Genomic DNA, 18903 nt, shown 5'->3' on the forward strand with positions numbered 1-18903 from the left:
GGGGAATCAGCCCTTTACTCCGGAGTCGATGTCGGTCGAGGTGAAGTGGCGCTGGAAGAGGAGGAACAGGGCCACGGCGGGGGCGGCCAGCACACATGCGCCGGCCAGCAGGGCGCCGGTCGGGTTGGAGACCGTGCCCTGGAGGTTGGACAGGAAACTGGCCAGGGAGACGGCCAGGGGCTGCATGTCCGCGTCCTTGGTGACGAGGAACGGCCACAGGAACTCGTTCCACGGGCCGATGAAGGTCAGCAGCATCGCGGTGAGCACGGCCGGGCGGGCCATCGGGAGCGCGATCTTCCACAGGATGCGCAGCTCGCCCGCTCCGTCGATGCGGGCGGCCTCGAAGAGGGACTGCGGCATCTGGAGGAAGAACTGCCGGAACAGGAAGACGGCCGTCGAGTTGATCGCGAACGGCAGGATCATCCCGATGTAGTTGTCGCCGAGCCCGTAGTCGCGGACCACGAGGACGTAGAGCGGGAGGGTCAGGAGCTGGAAGGGCACCATCTGCACGAGCAGCAGCGAGGCGAACACGGCACCGCGGCCGCGGAAGTGCAGTTGGGCCAGCGCGTATCCGGCGAGCACGCCGAAGACCAGGGTGCACAGCAGGACGCCGACGGTCATGATGCCGGAGTTGAGCAGCGAACGGCCGAGCGAGATGGCGCCGTTGACCGCCGTGTAGTTGGCGCCGGTGAGCCCGCGGGGCACGGCGGAGGACAGGTCGCCGGTGGTCGTCTTCCGCAGCGAGCCGACGATCATGTAGTAGAAGGGGAAGAGGAAGGCGACCGCGCCGAGCCCGAGCAGCAGGTACTTGGCGGCCGTCCCCCAGGGGCGGCGGGAGCCGGCGGGACCGGCGTGGTCCGTGGTGTGCGCGACGGCGCCGTCCGGGGCCGGGGTGGAGGCGCTCATGTCAGTTGCCCCTCTCGGTGAGCTTGCGGGCGGCCAGCGAGACGACGAGGACGAATCCCACCAGCACCACGCCGAGCGCGGCGGCGAAGTCCGGGTGGCCCTGCTCGATGCCCTTCTGGTACATGAGCAGGACGGGTGAGGTGGAGGCGTGGTCGGGTCCGCCGCCGCCGGTCAGCAGGTAGGGCTCGCTGAAGAGGTTGGCGCCGGTGATGATCGCGTAGATGACGACCAGGGTCGTCGCGGGCCTCACCCCGGGCACGGTGACCGAGAGGAACTGCCGGACGCGTCCCGCTCCGTCGACGGCGGCGGCCTCGTACAGCTCCTTGCCGACGTTCTGGAGCGCGGCGAGGTACAGCATCACGAAGAAGCCGAGCTGCTTCCAGGTCACGAAGAAGGCGATCATCGGCATCGCGAGGTGTGAGTTGACCAGCCATGAGGGATCCGGCGCGTAGGAGCCCAGCAGGTTGTTGACGAACCCGTCCGTGCCGAACAGGAACTGCCACACGGCGACCAGGGCGACGCTCGCCGTGATGTACGGCAGGTAGTAGGCGGCGCGGAAGAACGCCCGGAAGCGCATTTTCGCGTTCAGCGCGGAGGCCAGGACGAGCGAGAGGATCACCGTGAGCGGCACGTTGATCACGAGGAAGACGCCGATGTTCAGGAAGGCGCGGCCCACCACCGGATCGGTGAACACGTCCCGGTAGTTGGACAGCCCCACCCACGGCGAGTCGACGTGGGTGCCGGGGGCGGTGAAGTAGAAGCGGTGGACGGAGATCCACAGGGTGTACACCAGCGGCACGGCGAACACGACGAGAAGGAACAGCACGTACGGGGTGACGAACAGCGTGCCGGTACGCGAGCGGGTCCGTCCGTGGCGGGTGGCGCCGTCCTTGCGGGGGGTGTGACGGTCGATGGTGGCGGAGGGACTGAGGTTCGTCATGCCGGGTCCCCGTACTCGTCGAGCAGCTTGGTGATCTTGTCAGAGGCCTTGCGGAGCGCGGCGTCGGTGGACTCGTCCCCGAACACGACGGACTTGGTCCACTGGTCGCGGAACGCCTGCCAGACGTCGACGGAACCCGGCACGTTGGGAACCTCGACGATGTGCTCGGCCTGCCGGGCGAACGCCTTGTACAGGGGGTTCTCCGCGAAGAAGCCGGGATAGCGCGCGGGCAGGTTCTCGCGCATGGGCATCTGGCCGGTCTCCGCGAGGAACTTCCCGTCCTGCCGGGCGGAGGTGGCGAACTTCAGCACGTCCCAGGCGGTGGCCCGGTTGCGGCAGGCGCTGAACATCGCTGCGGACTTCTCGTCGCTGAAGGAGTACGTGTCCTCGGGCGCTTTCCCGGCGGAGGTCGGTATGGGGGCCACACCGATGTCGACACTGTCCTTGTAGGCGGAGACGGCCCAGGGGCCGACGGTGGCCATGGCCGCCTTCCCGTCGTTCACGGCGTCGCCGGGGTACAGCTCCTGCGGGGCGAGCTTCTCGGCGTACAGCGTGCGCCAGAACTCGGCGACGCGGCGGCCCGCCGGCGAGTCGAACTGCGGTTCGCCGTCCTGGACGAGCTGCTTGCCGCCGCTCTCCGCGGCGAAGGCGGGGTAGAAGTCGAACCAGGACTGGAAGAACTCGCTGCTGGGCGCCGGCCAGATCGCGGCCTTTGCGGCGCCGCTGTGCACGAGGGTGCGGGAGGTCTCAAGGAACTGGTCGTAGGTCGCCAGCCGGGGATGCTCGGGGTCGAGCCCGGCCTTCTTGAAGATCTTCTTGTTGTAGAGGATCATCACCGGGTTGCTCTTCCACGGCAGTTGGTAGAACTTGCCGTCCGGTGACCTGTACTGCTCCGTGAGGGAGCCGCCGCGCTCCTGGATGTAGGCGTCGCCGTCGGGGAAGTCGCTGAGCGGCACGAGGCCGTTCTGCTTCTCGAAGGTCGGCACCGAGGCGGGCGCGGTGTTGAAGACCAGGCAGGCGCTGGTACCCGCGATGATCGAGGCGCTGATGGCCTCCTCGGAGGTCTTGCCGGCCGGGATCTGCTGGGCCTTGACGTGCTGGTCCGGATGGCTCTTGTTCCAGGCGGCGATCATCTTCTCGCCCCAGGCCACCTCCTGCGCGTTGTTCGACAGCCAGACCGTGATGGGGCCGCGGGCGGTCGCGGCGGCCTCCGGGTCGGGGGCCGACCGGCCACAGGCGGTCGCGGCGCCCGCGAGAGCGAGCACCAGCAGCGAGTACGCCGTTCTCCTCAGCATGAAGACTCTCCGAACTGTTCACGCCCGGCCTCGTCGCCGGGCGGGACATCCTTGCCACGCTCCCTGGCCTGGCGGCCCCGTCGTCAGGGACGGGGTGCCGGGCCCATCGAGGCGCGGGGGACGAACTCGGCGGGCGGCAGCACGACGTGTGCCACCTCCTCGCCGGCGAGGACCCCGTCCAGGGCCCGCGCTGCCGCCTCTCCCCACCCGCGTGCGTCGGCGCGGGCGGAGGAGAGCGGGGGGTGGGTGTAGCGAGTGAGCGGGGTGTCGTCGTAGCCGACCACCGATAGGCCTTGCGGTACGGGGACGCCCAGTTCCTGGGCGACGGACAGGCCGGCCGTCGCGGCCAGGTCGTTTCCGTAGACGATCGCGGTGGGTGGCTCGGCCAGCGTCAGCAGTTCGCGGGTGGCCCGCGCGCCGCCCTCCGCGGTGAAGCCGCCGGGCAGCACGGGGGCATCGGGCAGGTCCAGGTCGCGCAGCGTGTCCTCCCAGGCCAGGCGGCGCCGGTGCGCGTGACGGAACTCCTGGGGGCCCTCGACGTGCGCGATACGGCGGTGGCCCAGCTCGGCCAGGCGCCGTACGGCGTCGACGTAGGCAGGCCGGTCGTCCAGGCTCACCGAGGTCAGTCCGTCGCTCCACTCGCTCTGTCCGACCACGACGGCCGGCAGTCCCAGCCTGTGGACCAGGGCGGGACGTGGGTCGCCGTGGCGCAGGTCGGTGAGGAGCACGCCGTCCACCCGGCGGTCCGCGGCGAGCCGTTCGTACACGGAGCGCTCACGGTCCGGCGTGGTGACGTGCACCATGAGCCCGTCGCCCCGCTCCCCGAGAGCGACCTCCACTCCGGCGATGAACGCCGGGAAGAACAGGTCGGTGCCGATGTCCTCCGGTTCGCGGGCGAGGACCAGTCCGAAGGCGCCCGCCTTGCCCAGGGACAGCGCGCGGGCGGGACGGCTCGGGGTCCAGCCGAGTTCCGCCGCGGCGGTCAGGATGCGCTGCTTGGTCTCCTCGGCGATTCCGGGGCGGTCGTTCAGCGCGAACGACACGGAGGTGCGCGAGACGCCCGCACGCCGTGCGACATCGGCGATGGTGGGCTGCTTGCGCGCCATGGCGCCTCCCGTTCTCCGCGTGGCTTGTGAGACTGCGGCTTGTGAGGCCGACTCGTTCAAACCGGTTTAGGTGACCGATCGACGCCTACTAAACCGATTTGAAACGGGATCGTCAATGACGCGAGGAGTGTGCTCTGCGTCACTTCCGCCGCGCGGTGCAAGTCCGAAGCCGAGAGCGGGCCATCTCGGGGCGGCCGGGTGAACTGCCCGGTGCGCGACGTTTGGCACCCTGGGCGATGACCGACGGTGCGGAACACCTTCGGCTTTTGCTGGTGGCTATCCAGCGCTGCGCGGCGCCAGGCGCTGGGTGATCCGGTCGAACAGGTCCGTCAGCGGCTCGCCGACCTCACGGCCGAACTCGGTCAGGCCGTAGGTGACCTGGGGCGGCGTCGTCGGCTCGACCTCCCGCCACACCAGGCCGTCCTGGACCAGGGAGCGCAGGGTCTGGGCGAGCATCTTCTCGCTGATGCCCTGGATGCTCTCGCGCAGTTCGAAGAACCGAAGGCTGTTACTCCGCAAGGAGATCAGCACCCAGACGCCCCACCTGCTGGTCACGTGGTCGACCACGTCCCGCGCGGGGCAGTCGGTGTGAAACACGTCATACCGCTGGGCCGCCTCGACCTGTCTGTGCTGCACGCCTCCGGTCACGTCATGAGCTTACCTCCAGGTATGCCCTTACCGAAAGTTAGTCCGTGCTCCTAGCTTGGTGGCTCCAGAGGACATCCGACGAGGAGCTGATCATGATCGTAGTGACCGGGGCCACCGGGAACATCGGCCGGCCGTTGACGCGGGCGCTGACCGAGGCCGGCCAGCAGGTGACGGCCGTTTCACGGCATACGACGGCCGTGCCCGACGGGGCTCGGCACGTTGCGGCCGACCTGGCCGAACCGGCCGGCCTCAGGCCCGCGCTGGCCGGGGCGAAGTCGCTGTTCCTGCTGCTGTCCGGCGACCTGCACGCCACTGGAGCCAGCCCTGCCGACATCATCGGCGAGGCTGCGGCCGCCGGGGTCCGCCGGGTCGTGCTGCTCTCCACCCTGGGCGTGGTGACCAGGCCCTTCGGTCCGACGCGGATCGCGATGCGCGCGCTGGAGGACATGCTGCGGGAGTCCGGCCTGGACTGGACCATCCTGCGGCCGGGCGGCTTCGCCTCCAACGCCCTGTGGTGGGCCGATTCCGTCCGCGCGCGCCAGGTCGTCGCCGCACCCTTCGGCGACGTCGGGGTGCCCCTCGTCGACCCGGCGGACATCGCCGCGGTCGCGGCGGCCTGCCTGCTGGAGGACCGGCACACCGGCGGCGTCTACGAGCTGACCGGCCCGGAGGTGATCAGTCCGCGCCGGCAGGCGGAGGTCATCGCCACCGCGCTGGGCTCGCCGGTGCGGTTCCACGAACTCACCCGCGACGAGGCCAAGGCCGCCATGGCCCAGAGCATGCCGGCGGAACTCGCCGACGACACCCTGGAGATCCTCGGCTCCCCGAGCCCGGCCGAGCTTCGTGTCAGCCCGGACGTCCAGCGGGTCCTCGGCCGCGCCCCGCGCCCCTTCGCCGACTGGGTCGCCCGCAATGTCGACGCGTTCCGCTGAGCCTCTTCGCACCCTTGGAACCTGACCCGAGGGGCATGACGCAGCGTGTGGCAGGTGGGTGAGGACAGGTCCGGCTCAACCGGTCGGCGTGACCGGGGACCGCAGGCCGAGCCACTGCTCGGCGTCCCAGGCCTCGAAGCGCTCCACTTCGGTGAATCCCAGCTTGGCCGCGAGGCGCATCGAGCCGACGTTGGCGGTCTGGGTGGTGAGCACCACCGGCTCCTCGGGAAGGACGCCGTCGAACCAGTCGAGTGCCGCCGCGCACGCCTCGGCGGCGTACCCGGATCCCCACGCTCGTGGCAGGACCAGGTAGCCGAGATCGGCCTTGCCCGCGGCCGCCGGGCGGTGGCTCCCCGTTGCCCTCCTGAGCAGGATCTGGCCGATCATCGCCCCGTCGAGATCCACGACGAAGCTCCCGGGCCACCGCTCGGGCACTCCGGGCAACTCGCGTTCAAGCTCGTCACGAGGCCGGGGGCCGCCGAGGTAGGTGTGCACCGCCGGCGACGCCAGCAGTTCGACGAACGTCGCACGGTCCCGGGCTTCGGGCTCGCGAAGCGTGAGCCGTTCGGTCCGTATCGGGACAGGTGGCCAGGCGACGGAACCCAGTTGAATCATGGCGCGCAACCTACCGCACGCCCGCCGAGCAGGGCCGGTCCCGTTGTCGCTACGGACCCTGGCGCGTGCACAGGAAATGAATTGAGGGAGGTGTCGCACCGCTGCTACGGTCCTGATGGACCGTGAAGTCGTCATCTGGAGGTGAGTCCCGTGAACACAGTTACCCATGGGTGCTCCCTCAATCCGTCACGGTCCGGCGGCTGACCTTCGGTGTCGCCAGGAGCGCCTGATCTCGAGGCTCTCCTGGAAGGAGACTCCGATGAACACCAAGCCCTTCACATCCGGCCTGAGCGGGAACGCGGTGACGATCACGCGCGTCGCGGACCGGCAATGGCATGCACTGGATGACGACCTGGTGGTCGGCCGGGGCCATGCGGAACACCGGCCCGACGGGCGCCTGTTCGTCAGTATCGACGCCTGGCACGAGGCCACCTTCGACCGGCTCGCCAAGGCGATGCTGGCGGAACTGCCGACCCCGCTGTACGCGGTGGTCGACGAAGCCGACGTCGAGCTGACGGCCGGCTGGCGGCGGGCCGGCTTCACGATCCGGCGCCGCGAGTGGGAGTGCCTCGTGCCGACCGACCCCCGGGTCACCGGGCTCGACGAGGTCCGGCCGCCTTCGGGGGTGACGATCGTTCCCGCCGGTCGGGCGGACGTCGGGCTGCTGCGGGCGGTGGACCGCGCGATCCGTGACGAGGTCGAGGCGACCGTCGGATGGCAGTCGATGCCCGCGGAGGTGATCCCCCGCCCCGAAGGCGACACCGTCGTCGACCCGTCGAAGTACGCGGTGGCCGCGGCAACGGACCGCTACCTGGGTCTGATTCGGGTGGTGACGGTGAACCGTCCGCGCATCGGACTGGTCGCGGTCCGGGCCGGCGAGCAGCGCCGCGGCATCGCGCGGGCGCTGCTCGCCCATGCGCTGGGGACGCTGCACCGCTCCGGGTTCGCCTCGGCCTGGACCGAGGTCCACGAGTCCAACCGGGCGGCCTCGGCGCTGTTCGAGGAGATCGGCGCCCGGCCGATGAGCAGCAACCTGGAGCTGGTGCGATGACGAAGCACAAGAACGTCGTCGAAGTCGAGGGCAAGGTCGTCGAGTGCCTTCGCAGCGCCATGTTCACCGTGGAGCTCGAGAACGGCCACCAGGTGCTCGCGCACATCAGCGGGAAGATCCGCAAGAACTACATCAAAATCATGCTCGAGGACCGCGTACTGGTGGAGCTCCCGCCGTACGACCTGACGCGCGGTCGGATCGTGTTCCGGTACCGGAACTAGCGGCAGTTCGCACCCTGCGCGACAGTTGGTCCCGGGGCCCCGGTCAGGGCGTCTTCCTGACCGGGGCCGCCGCGGCCGCCGAGTCCTCGCGGCGATTGAGGGCTACCGCGTCGCGGTGGCCAGTGCCGCGCGGATGCCGTCCTCGCCGACCGGCAGGCCCTTCTCGTTCGAGTACGGCCCGTACGGTGTTCCCCACACCGGCGTGCCCGTCGCCTGCCGCCAGCTGTCGGCCAGCGTTCCCGCGTCCACCACGCCGTAGCCGATGGAGTCGATGAATTCGGTCACCGCCGCCTTCGCCGGTGCGGAGTCACCGGCGATCGGCAGGTAGGAGCGGTCGGCCGCCCCAGCCGGGCGTGCGAGTGACAGCAGGTGCTTGAAGAAGATGTTGTTGAACGCCTTTACCAGCAGGGCGTCCGGGGCGTACCGCAGGAGCAGCTCGCTCGAGGTGAGGGACTTGCTGTCGAGCTCGGGGATGTGCCCGTCACGCTCGGGGCCGTAGTTGCAGGTGTCGATGACCGTCTTCCCCGACAGCTGCGCGGCGGGCACGTGGGGGAAGGCGCCGACCGGCACCGTGACCACGACCATGTCGCCGGCCGCCGCGGCCTCTTCGCTCGTCGCCGCGGACGCCCGCGGACCCAGTTCCCCGGCCGTGGCAACGAGCGTTTCGGGGCCGCGTGAGTTGCTGAGCACCACTTGGTGCCCGGCCCCGACGGCGAGTCGCGCGAGGGTCCTGCCGATGCTTCCGCTTCCGATGAATCCCACAGTCGTCATAATTGCAACGTCCTTCAGAGGAGCCGAACTTGCCGGTTGACAGGCTCGGTACGATCCGGGTTCCCGCCGTCAGCCGGCGGGGAAGTAGTGGCCGTTGTCCAGATCGGCGAGCAGGCCGGGCCGGGCGGGTTCCCAGCCGAGGGTCCGGCGGGTGATGAGGTTGGACGCCGGGTAGCTCTGCGTGACGATGTTCGTGAGGAACCCGAAGTACCCCGGCGTCATCAGGGCGTCGTTGGGAACGCTGACGGCGGGCAGGCCGAGGCGGCCGGCGACGGCCTCGGCGATGGCGCGGAACGAGATGCCCCCGTCCTCGACCGCGTGCCAGTATTTACCGGCCGGCCCCTTCTCCAGGGCCAGGCGGAACAAGGTGGCGGCATCGCGGATGTGCACGGCGTTCCACAGGTTCGCGCCGTCGTCGTGGTAGCCGACGAACCCCTTTTCCTTCGCGAGCGCGATCAGCGTGGGGAGGAAGCCGGCACGATCGGTCGTGCTGTGCGCGATGTTGGCGATCCGCACGACCGAGGAGCGCACCCCCTGCTCGGCGAGGTCGACGACGGCCCTTTCCACGATGTTGCGGACCCGCAGGGTGCCCTTGTGCTCCTCGCCGACGGGGAGGGCCGGGTCCTCCTCGGTGGCCGGCCGCTCCAGGCTCCCGGGTGAGCCTATGCTTCCCGCCGTGACCAGCGGCTTTCCAGTTCCCGCGAGTGCCTCGCCGTACGCGAGCATGATCGGGAGCTCCGCAGCGGCCACGGCGTCCATCCCGCCGGAGGGCAGCAGGTCCTGCCTGTGCGCGACGTGGACAACGCCGTCGGAGCCCGAGGCCGCCTCCTTGAGCCCGTCGAGATCCTGGAGGTCGCCCCGCCGCACCTTCGCGCCGAGCGCGGACAGGGCCGCCGCGGCAGCGTCCGACCGGGCCAGGCCGGTGACCTCGTGCCCGGCGGCGATGAGCTCCGGGATGATGTAGGAACCGGAATGGCCGGTCCCCCCAGCGACGAAAACGCGCATCTGATGTCCTCGTGAGAATAGGAGCAGGTCTTTTCGTGCCGTAAGTGAACTCGCGTAATGCGGCACGAGAGGTAGTGATAGGGCTGCGCTCAGCCGAGAAGGGTGATGCCGAGGGAGAAATTGGTGTGCTTGACGGAGTGGTTCATGAGGCCCAATTCCAGCAGGCCGACGTTCTCCAATGCGCGCGCCATGGACAGGTCCCCGGTGTCCCAGGGGCGCAGCCCCAAGCTCTCGACGAACGCCGACACGCGTGCTTTCGCGTGCGTGTCGTCGCCGGCGATGAACACGTCCAGGGGGCGGCCCTCGGCCGGGCCGGCCGCCAGAACGTGGGAGAACACGGTGTTGAACGCCTTGACGACATGCGCGTCGTCGGGAGCCGCCTTGGCGATCTCCTGGGCGCCGGAACTGCCGTCGGGGACGACGAAGCCCCGCAGGTCGGGGGTTACGGGGTTGGTGACGTCGACGATGACCTTGCCGCGCAGTGCGTCCCCGTACTCCCTCACCACCGCCGCCGCGCCGGCGTACGGCGCGGCGAGGACGACGATGTCTCCGACCGGGGCGGCCCCGGCCGTCCCCACCGTGGCGCCGCCGAGCGTGGCGGCCAGTTCCTCGGCCTTGGCCTGGTCGCGGCCGATGATCTCGACGGCGTTACCGCCGACGAGCGCCCGGCCGGCCACAGCACGGGCCATGTTTCCCAGTCCGACAATGCTGATGCTGCTCATCGGGGTTCCTGCTTTCCGGGCCTTGGCCCTGCTGTCAACTTCCAGTGTCGAATTCTTTTGCCGAATTCACTTCGACGCCCTCAAGCGCCTGCTTTTCATGCTGCCATCGGGCCTGAGCGGCGTCCAAGACCTGTTGAAGCCGTGGTGATACCCTGGGGGCATCACCGGGTTGGGGTTTCCATGGATCTGGATCTGCGCAAACTGCGTTACTTCGTCACCGTGGCCGACCGGCTGCATTTCGGCCGCGCCGCCGATGAACTGCACATCGCGCAGCCGGTGCTCAGCCGGCAGATCCGCGCGCTCGAGAAGGACCTCGGCGCCTCGCTGTTCACCAGGGATCGCCACGGCGTAGAGCTCACAGACGCGGGCCGGCAACTGCTGGCCGACGCGCGCCCGCTGCTCGCCTCGACCCACGCGGTCCGCCGCCGGGTGTCCGCGGCCGCCGGCGGCAGGCGGCGGCTGATGGTCGGTTTCCGGGCCGGCATCGCCGTCACCCCGGCCGCCCGTGCGTTCGAGGACCGGCACCCGGACGTGGTCGTGGACGTACAGCGGATCGAAGGGGACGACCAGGCTGCGATGCTGCTCGACGGCCGCATCGATGTGGGCTATGTGCGGCTGCCCATCGACGAGACCGGCCTGCGCGTCACCCCGCTGTACACCGAGCCGCGGATAGCGGTACTGCCCGCCGGACACCGGTTTGCCGGCAAGGATGAGGTCACCGAGGACGACCTGGCCGGTGAACCGCTGGTCTGGCACGGTGACCCGAGCACGCAGCCCACCAAGCGCCCGCTCCGCAATGCCGGGTACCCGGTGCGCGGCGTGGACGAGACGCTCGAGCATGTCGGGGCCGGACGGGGCATCTCCTTCCTGGCCCGTTCAGCGTCAGTGTTCTACTCGCATCCCGACGTCGCCTATGTGCCCATCCCGGATCTGACGCCCGAACAGGTGTGCCTCGCGGTGGCGGCATCGCACACGTCGCCGCTCGTGGATGACTTCGTCACCGCGGCTCAGTCGACGGCCGGGAGCACGGCGGAATGTGGGAACTATGAGATGTGGCAGCGTGGAGGCGATGCCGCCACAAGGCTCGCTTGAGCAGTTCGACCGAGCCCGTTCCTCATGCGCTGAAGAGTGAGATGACCTCACGGAGTCGTGCTGTTGCGGCTGCCCTCCGAGCCGGTTCCGTTCTTCGGCCGGCGGTTGTCCGCCAGAACCCGACGACGGGCGCCGACCGGACGTGTCGGCTGCCCGCCGGCTGACACACCTTCAGGACCTCTGCCGGCTGCGTTCGAGTTCTTCATGTTCGTCCGGCACGGCCGCGATGTGCCACGTCAACTCGGCACTTCCTCCCGTCGTCGGTCATCGCCGGCTGTGGCGGGGATGGCGTTGTCGATGAGGACGGCGGCGATTGCGGCGGCGGTGGGGAAGGCGTCGGCATTGAGGACCCGGGTGCGGGCCGCGGCGCCGTCGATGAGCAGCGCGAGCTGCTCGCCGAGCTGCTCGGGGTGGGCGGCGCCTGCTTCGCGGGCGGTGTCGGCGAGCCGCGCGGCGACGGCTTCCTTGTATTCGCGCGCGTACTGGGACGCGGGGTGCTGGGGGTCGTGAAGTTCCACGGCGGCGCCGATATAGGGGCACAGGGGGGTGGTGGGCGGAACGTCGAAGGCGGCGAGGAGCCGCTCGCGGGGTGTGAGGTCCGTCCGATCGAACACGCCGGACAGCACGGAGGGGTCGAACCGGCGCAGGTACTCCGCGACGAGTTCGTCCTTGCCGGCGAAGTGCTGGTAGGCCGTGCGCTTGGACACCTGGGCCGCCGCGCAGAGCTGATCCATGCCGGTGCGGTTGATGCCCTGCTCCCGGAACAGCTTCTGGGACGCGCCGATGATGCGCTCGCGGGCGCCCCGACCGCGGCGGCGGCCCGTGGGGCCCTTCTCCAACTCCGTCATGGCTCCATCGTACCGCAGCGAGGTAACGACCGGTGTACTTAGCTTGCGCCCCGGCCACGCGACCCGTACCGTAAGCACACAGGGCGGTGTACATAACACCGTCGCCCCAGGTACACACGGCATCACCGACTCAAGGGAACGACCATGGGAAAGCTCGACGGCAAGGTCGCGGTCATCACCGGCGGCACCACCGGCATGGCGCTGGCCGGCGCCAAGTTGTTCGTCGACGAGGGAGCGCACGTCTTCATCACCGGCCGCCGCCAGGACGCCCTGGACGAGGCCGTGAAGCAGATCGGCCGCAACGTCACCGGCGTCCAGGGCGACGCCGCCGACCTGGATGACCTGGACCGCCTCTACGACACCGTCAAGCGGGAGAAGGGAAGCCTCGACGTGCTGTGGGCCAGCGCCGGAGGGGGCGCGCCCGCCCCGCTCGGCGAGATCACCGAGGCCCACTTCGACGCCGCGTTCCACCTCAACGCCCGCGGCACCCTGTTCACCGTCCAGAAGGCCCTCCCGCTCTTCAACGACGGCGGTTCCATCCTCATGACCGGCTCCAACGCCTCCCTCGGCGCCTTCCCCGGCTGGAGTGTCTACGCCGGCAGCAAGGCCGTCCAGCAGGCCTGGGCCCGCGTCTGGATCAACGAACTCAAGGACCGCCGCATCCGCGTCAACGTCCTGACCCCCGGCCAGGTCGCCACCGCCAAGCAGGAGGAGCTCTTCGACGAGGCCACCAAGCGCCAGTTCGAGTCCCTCATCCCCCGCGGCCAGATGGGCCGCCCCGACGAAATCGCCACCGCCGCCCTCTTCCTCGCCTCCGACGACTCCAGCTACGTCAACGGCATGGAACTCGTCGCCGACGGCGGCACCACCGCCATCTGAACCGAGCAACCACAACCAGGGCAGGACATCTCATGAGCAACATCAGCATCATCGGCACCGGGAACATGGCCCGCACCATCGGAGCGCGGGCGGTAGCGGGCGGCAACACCGTCGAGGTCATGGGACGCGATCAGTCCAAGGCCGCCGACCTGGCCAAGGCTCTCGGCGGCGGCGCCACGACCGGAGAGTGGGGCACCGCCCCGGCCGGGGACATCGTCATCGTGGCCCTGCTGTACGACGGCGTCGTGCCGGTCGTCGCCCAGTACGGAGACGCGCTCGCGGGCAAGGTCATCGTCGAGATCAGCAATCCGTTCAACTCCACGTTCGACGGGCTGGCCCACCGCGAGGAGACCTCGATCGCGCAGGAGGTCGCCAAGGCCGCCCCGGCAAGCGCCAGCGTGGTGAAGGCGTTCAACACCGTCTTCCGCCATGTCCTGGAGAAGGGTCGGCCCGACGTCTTCATCGCCGGCGACAGTGCGCGGGCCAAGGCAAGTGTGGAGGCGTTCATCGAGACGCTCGGGCTGCGCCCGCTGGACGTCGGCGGCCTGAAGATGGCGCACTGGCTGGAAGGAGCGGGCGTGGTCACGGTGGGCCTCGCCAACCACGGGGTGGGCAACTTGGACTTCGCCCTCAGCATCACCGAACTTCCCGTCCGAGTTGACGGTTGACGGATCCCGCACCGCATGGCTGCGCCCTCCCTGCCACGCGTCAGACGGCTTCCCGGTGCATGAAAGGGCAACGCAATTGCCCGTACGGCACCGAAGGAGCGTCTTCCTGAAGGCCCTCGGAAGGCGGTTCGGCAATTCGCTCTCCGTCGGAATTGGCCGCCGCACCTCGTCGCAAGTGCCCGCTCCCGAGGGCGTTCAGGCAGCGTAGTCACGAGACGGTCATGAATATTCGCATAACGTTCACACTCACCCTTTGCTTGTTCCAGCCGTCCACCTGACGGCTGGTAACGTGCCCAGCGTTCGACCCCACAGAACGAAGTACTCGATCCTTGGATTTCACTTTATGACTGGTACGCCAGACGAAACCCCCACGAACACTTTCGCCCCGGGCGGGCACCGTCGGCACCGCAAGGCAAGAGTGAGCCGCATCGGCGCGCGACGGGCCCTCGTACTCGCGATGGCCGTGCCCGTGGCCTCTGCCACGCTGGCCGGTACCTCGGCCTTCGCCGCCGACGACAACGCCGCGGCAGCGCAGGGCATCTCGGTCGACGATCTCTCCGCCGACGACGCGCAGTTGGTCAAGAACCTCAACGAGCGCCTCGCCGACGAGCGCCTCGGCTCCGACGTCAGCGGCGTGGTGCTCGACGCCGACTCGGACACCGCCCTCTGGGACCACAACGGCTCCACCGCCCTCATGCCGGCCTCCAACGCCAAGCTCGCCACGGCGACCACCGCCCTGACGCTGCTCGGCGCGAACCACGAGTTCACCACGAAGGCCGTGTACGGCGAGGGCACCCTCACCCTCGTCGGCGGCGGTGACCGCACCCTCACCGGCGACGACGTCGCCGAGATGGCCAAGACCGCCGCCGACGGCCTCAAGGCCGCCGGCCGAACCGACGTCAAGGTCCGGGTGGACGACAGCCTGTTCGCCGACCCGAGCCTCGCCGAGGGCTGGAACGAGGGCTACTACCCCACCGAGGTCACGCCGGTCCGTTCGCTCGTCGTCGACGGCGCCGCCGTCGAGGACACGTCGATCAACGCCGGCAAGGTCTTCGCCGAGAAGCTCGCCGAGCAGGGCATCACCGTCGACGGGGACGTCAGCCGCGCGACGGCGAAGAACTCCGACGTACCGGTGGCGCAGCACAAGTCGGCGCCGCTGTCGGACATCGTCAAGCAGATGCTCAAGACGAGCGACAACAACATCGCCGAGACCCTGCTGCGGATGTCCGCCGTGGAGCTTGGCAGGCCGGCCACCTTCGAGGGCGGCACCGAACTCGTCCGCCAGGTGATGAGCTCGTACGGAATCTCTCTCGACAACTTCGAGATGCACGACGGCAGCGGCCTCTCCCGTGCCGACCGCATTCCGGCCGCGACGCTCGCGCAGCTCCTCGACGCGATCACGGAGTCCCCCGCCCTGAGTTCGATCCTGGAGGGGCTGCCGGTCGCCGGCGAGGCCGGTGCCAGCCTCGGCCCGGAGTGGGGACGCTTCGACGACCCCAACTCCGAGTGCGCGGTCGGCAAGGTGCATGCGAAGACCGGCACGCTCACCGGGGCCGTCGCCCTGAGCGGTGTCACGCAGACCGAGGACGGCGAGTGGAGGATCTTCTCCTTCATCGAGAACAACTCGTCGGCCGACCCGAGCGACATCAAGGACGCCATGGACGGCCTCGCCGCGACCGTGAACGGCTGCTGGGCCTGACCGGCCACCGCGTCTGACAGATCGCACTTCACGGTCCGTCTGCGCGTCGCCCACGGGCGGCGCGCAGACGACTGTTTGAGGAGTTTCGGTGAAGGCTCTCGCGGACTCGACGGCGTCCCCCGGGGGCAGACGTGCGTGCCCTTACGGGCATCGGCGTGGACGCCACGGCCGGGCGGGCGGGTGCCCGGTTGGCTACTCGCCGTGCGGGTCCGAGTGGTTGAGGGTCTGGACGACCTGCTCGTAGTCGCCTCGCGCCTCACCGTAGCGGAGGTACTTCACGCGCTCGACCTGGATCTCCTTGGCGTCGGGCCGGGCCTCGATCAGGTCGACCACCTCGGCGATGAACTCGTCGAGAGGCATGGCGAGTTCGTTGTCCTCCTGGCCGGGCAGGAGTGCGGTGCGGACGGACGGCGGCTCGAGTTCCAGGACCTTCACCGAGGTGTCGGCGAACTGCAGCCGGACGGACTCGCTGAGCATGTGGATCGCCGCCTTCGACGCGTTGTAGCTCGGTGTGACCTTGAGCGGCGTGAACGCCAGACCGGAGGACACGGTCATGATGGTGGCGTCGGGCTGGGCCCGCAGATGCTCCACGAGCGCGGCGATGAGGCGGATCGGACCGAGCACGTTCGTCGTGACCGTGGATTCGGCGGTCGCTAGGAACGACGCGGGATCGCGCCAGTCCTCGATGTGCATCACGCCGGCCATCGCGACCAGGACGTTCAGGTCCGGATGGCCGGCCAGCACCTGCTTCGTGGCGGCGGCGACACTCGCGGCGTCCGTGACGTCGATCTGCACGGTGTCGATGCCGGGATGCGCGGCCGCGATCTGGTCCAGCAGCTCGGTACGTCGACCGCCGACGACGACCGTGTTGCCCTTGGCCCGCAGCGCGAGGGCGAGGGCGAGACCGATACCGCTGGTGGCCCCGGGGATGAAGATCGTGTTGCCGGAGATGTTCATGACCCGATCGTCGCCGGTCCGGACGCGCGGGTGCAGAGACCGCTTATCGGGGGATCGGCGATCCCTGGCTCGCCGGCCGGCACCGGACGACAATCGACCCCATGGACCGTGCAGCAATGGCCGACTTCCTGCGCCGCCGCCGCGAGGCACTCCAACCGGAGGACGTCGGCCTTCCCGCGGGGGCACGTCGGCGGGCCCGGGGTCTGCGGCGTGAGGAGGTCGCAGCGCTCGCCGTGATGTCGACCGACTACTACACGCGGCTGGAGCAGCAGCGGGGCCCGCAGCCCAGCGGCCACATCCTGGCCTCGCTCGCCCGCGCGCTGCGGCTCACCGGCGCCGAGCGCGACTATCTGTACCGAGTCGCCGGGCACGACGCGCCCGCTTCACCTTCGGCTCCGGGTCACGTCGCCCCCGCGCTGCTGCGGGTGCTGGACCGGCTCGAGGACACTCCGGCGCTCGTCCTGACCGACCTGGGCGAGACACTCGTGCAGAACAGGATGGCCGCCGCTCTGTTCGGGGACGCGGCGAAACACACGGGGCTCGCCCGCAGTGGCGTCTACCGCTGGTTCACCGATCCCGCGGAGCGGTCGATCTACCCCGAGGCCGACCGGGACCGGCAGAGCCGCGCCCAGGTCGCGAACCTGCGCGCCGCCCACGGGCTGCGAGGCCCGCAGTCGCGGGCCGGCGAGCTCGTACGGATCCTGCACAGGGCGAGCGGTGAGTTCGCCGAGTTGTGGGCGCGACACGAGGTCGCACAGAGGTTCGAGGATCACAAGACGCTCGTCCATCCCGAAGTGGGTGCGATCGAACTCGACTGTCAGGCGCTGTTCACCGAAGACCAGTCCCAGACACTGCTCGTCCTCACCGCTCCGCCCCGGAGCGAGGGCCACGAGAAGTTGCAGCTCCTGGCCATCCTCGGGCTCCATCGCTTCACCGAGGCGGAGCGCTAGGACCCGGTCCCGGGCCCTGGAGACCCTGCCGGGACGGTGCGCGCTCCGTGTCGGTGGCGGTCATGTCCAGCAGGAGCATGGCGTCGTGGTCGGGAGTGCCTGGCTCGGCGGTGTAGGCACCGAGGCGGTGACCGGGGGTGCCTTCCAGCGCCATGCCCTGGAAGGCGAGGGTGATCCTGCCGACCTGCGGATGCTGGAAGGTCTTCGTGGTGATCTTGCGGCCGGTGACGTCGTAGCGCTCCCACAGTCCGGCGAAGGCCGGACTCTTGAGGAGCAGCTCGCCGACGAGCCGGGTGAGGTCGGGGGCGTCGGGGTCGGTACCGGCCAGGGCGCGCAGGCGGGCGACGCAGTGCCGGATCTGGTTGTCCCAGTCCGGGAAGACCTCGCGGGCAGCGGGGTGGAGGAAGAGATAGCGGCCGAGGTTGCGCCGGGCGGCGGGCCAGTCCTCGATGCCCGCGTACAGGGCGAGGCCTCCGGGGTTGTGGGCCAGAACGTCCATGCTGCGGCTGACGACGTAGGCCGGGCTCGGGCGCAGCGTCTCCAGCAGCAGGTTCACGTGCGGGCGCACGGTGCGGCTGGGGGCCGGGGCGGCCTGCGGGGCGTAGCGGGCGGCGCGGACGGCGAGGTCGCGCAGGTGCTGGTGCTCGGCGTCGTCGAGTTGCAGCGCGCGGGCGAGGGCGTCGATCACGGCGGGGCTGGGGCGGGTTTCCCTGCCGCGTTCCAGGCGGGTGTAGTAGTCGATGCTGACCCTGGCGAGCGTGGCCAGTTCCTCGCGGCGCAGGCCCGGGGTGCGGCGTACACCGGGGCCAGGAGTGAGGCCGGCGGACTGCGGGCTGGTCTGCGTGCGGCGGGCGCGCAGGAAGCGCCCCAGTTCCTCGCCGCCGCCGTGCTGCTCGGGTGCCATACGGCCAGTGTCTCTCCCCCGGCCGTGCGGCATGTGCCTGGAGGGGGGCCCTGTCATACCCCCGCTGGACACCCCCCGGCACACCTCGGCCTGCCTGTGGCGGGCTCCGGGAGGCAGGGTTGAACGTGTCGCACCGTGTCCGAGCGCCCGCCGTCCCCTGTCGCGCCCCGGTGGCGGGCTCCCTTCCGATGGCGTGGCCCCCGCGTGCGGGAAACGGTGGACGTGTTGAAGGGCGACTCGACCGGTCGGAGCCCCGGCTCCCGGCCCTGCACGCGGGAAGGGAAAGACGATGACGGACTGGCACGGTTCGGATCTCGAGAAGATCGCGACGGCCGAGGAGCTGGACCTGGCATCCGAACGGTCCAACGGCACTCTGCGCGACCCGGTGACGATGTGGGTGGTCCGCTCCGGCGACCGGCTGTACGTCCGCTCGGTCAAGGGCACGGGCGGCCCGTGGTACCGGGGAACGCAGTCCCGCCACCAGGGACGCGTCGAGACCGGCGGCGTCCGCCGGGACGTCACCTTCCACGGCGCCGACCCCGACGAGTATCCGGGCGTCGACGCCGCCTACCGCCGGAAGTACGGGCACTACCCGAGCATCGTCGAGCACGTCCTGACCGAGCGTGCCCGCACGTCCACCCTGCGCCTCGAACCCCGCTGACCCGCCCGGAGCCCAGCACAGCACAGCACAGCC

General features: G+C 69.9%; 22 protein-coding genes. 10 read left to right on the forward strand and 12 right to left on the reverse strand.

All coding sequences use genetic code 11. From position 1 onward, the window contains the following. Positions 1-6 precede the first annotated feature (6 nt). From ACGH7X_RS00890 to ACGH7X_RS00910, 5 genes are all read right to left on the reverse strand, one after another. Positions 7-906 (reverse strand): carbohydrate ABC transporter permease, encoded by a 900-nt coding sequence (locus ACGH7X_RS00890; protein ID WP_399880357.1) that lies wholly within the window; start codon positions 904-906, stop codon positions 7-9. 1 nt (position 907) lies between these two features. Then, complete coding sequence (locus ACGH7X_RS00895) at positions 908-1846, reverse strand: carbohydrate ABC transporter permease (protein ID WP_399880360.1); 939 nt, start codon at positions 1844-1846, stop codon at positions 908-910. Beyond that, on the reverse strand, positions 1843-3141 hold the full coding sequence (locus tag ACGH7X_RS00900) for an extracellular solute-binding protein (protein WP_399880363.1): 1299 nt from the start codon (positions 3139-3141) through the stop codon (positions 1843-1845). The genes ACGH7X_RS00895 and ACGH7X_RS00900 overlap by 4 nt, the downstream gene beginning before the upstream one ends. An 83-nt stretch (positions 3142-3224) precedes the next feature. Continuing rightward, complete coding sequence (locus ACGH7X_RS00905; protein WP_399880366.1) at positions 3225-4247, reverse strand: LacI family DNA-binding transcriptional regulator; 1023 nt, start codon at positions 4245-4247, stop codon at positions 3225-3227. A 276-nt stretch (positions 4248-4523) separates the two neighbouring features. Beyond that, the gene (locus ACGH7X_RS00910; protein WP_399880369.1) at positions 4524-4895 is read right to left on the reverse strand and encodes a winged helix-turn-helix transcriptional regulator; all 372 of its coding nucleotides are present in this window, start codon (positions 4893-4895) and stop codon (positions 4524-4526) included. Between the two features lie 92 nt (positions 4896-4987). Here ACGH7X_RS00910 and ACGH7X_RS00915 point away from each other — a divergent pair, with 92 nt between their 5' ends. After that, the gene (locus ACGH7X_RS00915; protein WP_399880371.1) at positions 4988-5827 is read left to right on the forward strand and encodes an SDR family oxidoreductase; all 840 of its coding nucleotides are present in this window, start codon (positions 4988-4990) and stop codon (positions 5825-5827) included. Between the two features lie 75 nt (positions 5828-5902). Here the strand turns inward: ACGH7X_RS00915 and ACGH7X_RS00920 are convergent, their stop codons facing one another. Beyond that, positions 5903-6442, reverse strand: coding sequence for a GNAT family N-acetyltransferase (locus ACGH7X_RS00920; protein ID WP_399880374.1), 540 nt, complete (start codon positions 6440-6442; stop codon positions 5903-5905). A 259-nt stretch (positions 6443-6701) separates the two neighbouring features. On the opposite strand from ACGH7X_RS00920, the gene ACGH7X_RS00925 reads away from it, so the two are divergent. After that, positions 6702-7493 (forward strand): GNAT family N-acetyltransferase, encoded by a 792-nt coding sequence (locus ACGH7X_RS00925; RefSeq protein WP_399880377.1) that lies wholly within the window; start codon positions 6702-6704, stop codon positions 7491-7493. After that, the gene (infA, locus tag ACGH7X_RS00930) at positions 7490-7714 is read left to right on the forward strand and encodes a translation initiation factor IF-1 (RefSeq protein WP_217168928.1); all 225 of its coding nucleotides are present in this window, start codon (positions 7490-7492) and stop codon (positions 7712-7714) included. The genes ACGH7X_RS00925 and infA overlap by 4 nt, the downstream gene beginning before the upstream one ends. A 102-nt stretch (positions 7715-7816) precedes the next feature. Here the strand turns inward: infA and ACGH7X_RS00935 are convergent, their stop codons facing one another. The 3 genes from ACGH7X_RS00935 to ACGH7X_RS00945 form a co-directional block, all read right to left on the reverse strand. Beyond that, positions 7817-8476: an NADPH-dependent F420 reductase gene (locus ACGH7X_RS00935; protein ID WP_399896688.1), complete on the reverse strand. Its 660-nt coding sequence runs from the start codon at positions 8474-8476 to the stop codon at positions 7817-7819. A gap of 78 nt (positions 8477-8554) precedes the next feature. Then, positions 8555-9490, reverse strand: coding sequence for an SDR family oxidoreductase (locus ACGH7X_RS00940; RefSeq protein WP_399880381.1), 936 nt, complete (start codon positions 9488-9490; stop codon positions 8555-8557). A gap of 89 nt (positions 9491-9579) precedes the next feature. Then, on the reverse strand, positions 9580-10212 hold the full coding sequence (locus ACGH7X_RS00945; RefSeq protein ID WP_399880384.1) for an NADPH-dependent F420 reductase: 633 nt from the start codon (positions 10210-10212) through the stop codon (positions 9580-9582). Here ACGH7X_RS00945 and ACGH7X_RS00950 point away from each other — a divergent pair. Further along, positions 10196-10360, forward strand: a complete 165-nt coding sequence (locus tag ACGH7X_RS00950; protein WP_399880387.1) for a hypothetical protein — start codon at positions 10196-10198, stop codon at positions 10358-10360. The two genes, ACGH7X_RS00945 and ACGH7X_RS00950, sit on opposite strands and share 17 nt — an antisense overlap. A 32-nt stretch (positions 10361-10392) precedes the next feature. Beyond that, the gene (locus ACGH7X_RS00955; RefSeq protein ID WP_399880390.1) at positions 10393-11304 is read left to right on the forward strand and encodes a LysR family transcriptional regulator; all 912 of its coding nucleotides are present in this window, start codon (positions 10393-10395) and stop codon (positions 11302-11304) included. Positions 11305-11540: 236 nt separating this feature from the next. Here the strand turns inward: ACGH7X_RS00955 and ACGH7X_RS00960 are convergent, their stop codons facing one another. Then, on the reverse strand, positions 11541-12152 hold the full coding sequence (locus ACGH7X_RS00960) for a TetR/AcrR family transcriptional regulator (RefSeq protein WP_399880392.1): 612 nt from the start codon (positions 12150-12152) through the stop codon (positions 11541-11543). A 144-nt stretch (positions 12153-12296) separates the two neighbouring features. On the opposite strand from ACGH7X_RS00960, the gene ACGH7X_RS00965 reads away from it, so the two are divergent. The 3 genes from ACGH7X_RS00965 to dacB all read left to right on the forward strand — a co-directional run bounded on the left by ACGH7X_RS00965 (position 12297) and on the right by dacB (position 15398). After that, a complete protein-coding gene (locus ACGH7X_RS00965; protein WP_399880395.1) occupies positions 12297-13031 on the forward strand; it encodes an SDR family NAD(P)-dependent oxidoreductase in 735 nt (244 codons plus the stop codon). A 32-nt stretch (positions 13032-13063) separates the two neighbouring features. Next, positions 13064-13699, forward strand: a complete 636-nt coding sequence (locus tag ACGH7X_RS00970) for an NADPH-dependent F420 reductase (protein WP_399880398.1) — start codon at positions 13064-13066, stop codon at positions 13697-13699. 343 nt (positions 13700-14042) lie between these two features. Continuing rightward, the gene (dacB, locus tag ACGH7X_RS00975) at positions 14043-15398 is read left to right on the forward strand and encodes a D-alanyl-D-alanine carboxypeptidase/D-alanyl-D-alanine-endopeptidase (protein WP_399880401.1); all 1356 of its coding nucleotides are present in this window, start codon (positions 14043-14045) and stop codon (positions 15396-15398) included. A 192-nt stretch (positions 15399-15590) separates the two neighbouring features. Here dacB and ACGH7X_RS00980 read toward each other — a convergent pair whose 3' ends face one another. Beyond that, on the reverse strand, positions 15591-16355 hold the full coding sequence (locus ACGH7X_RS00980; RefSeq protein ID WP_399880404.1) for an SDR family oxidoreductase: 765 nt from the start codon (positions 16353-16355) through the stop codon (positions 15591-15593). A gap of 101 nt (positions 16356-16456) precedes the next feature. Between ACGH7X_RS00980 and ACGH7X_RS00985 the strand changes: the two genes are divergently transcribed. After that, positions 16457-17305 (forward strand): helix-turn-helix transcriptional regulator, encoded by an 849-nt coding sequence (locus tag ACGH7X_RS00985; RefSeq protein ID WP_399880407.1) that lies wholly within the window; start codon positions 16457-16459, stop codon positions 17303-17305. Here ACGH7X_RS00985 and ACGH7X_RS00990 read toward each other — a convergent pair. Then, positions 17286-18209: a helix-turn-helix transcriptional regulator gene (locus ACGH7X_RS00990; protein WP_399880410.1), complete on the reverse strand. Its 924-nt coding sequence runs from the start codon at positions 18207-18209 to the stop codon at positions 17286-17288. The two genes, ACGH7X_RS00985 and ACGH7X_RS00990, sit on opposite strands and share 20 nt — an antisense overlap. Before the next feature lie 289 nt (positions 18210-18498). On the opposite strand from ACGH7X_RS00990, the gene ACGH7X_RS00995 reads away from it, so the two are divergent. After that, a complete protein-coding gene (locus ACGH7X_RS00995) occupies positions 18499-18870 on the forward strand; it encodes a DUF2255 family protein (protein WP_399880413.1) in 372 nt (123 codons plus the stop codon). The last annotated feature ends 33 nt before the right edge of the window (positions 18871-18903 follow it).

The sequence above is a fragment of the Streptomyces sp. BBFR51 genome, from assembly GCF_044591655.1.
Taxonomy (GTDB): Bacteria; Actinomycetota; Actinomycetes; order Streptomycetales; family Streptomycetaceae; genus Streptomyces.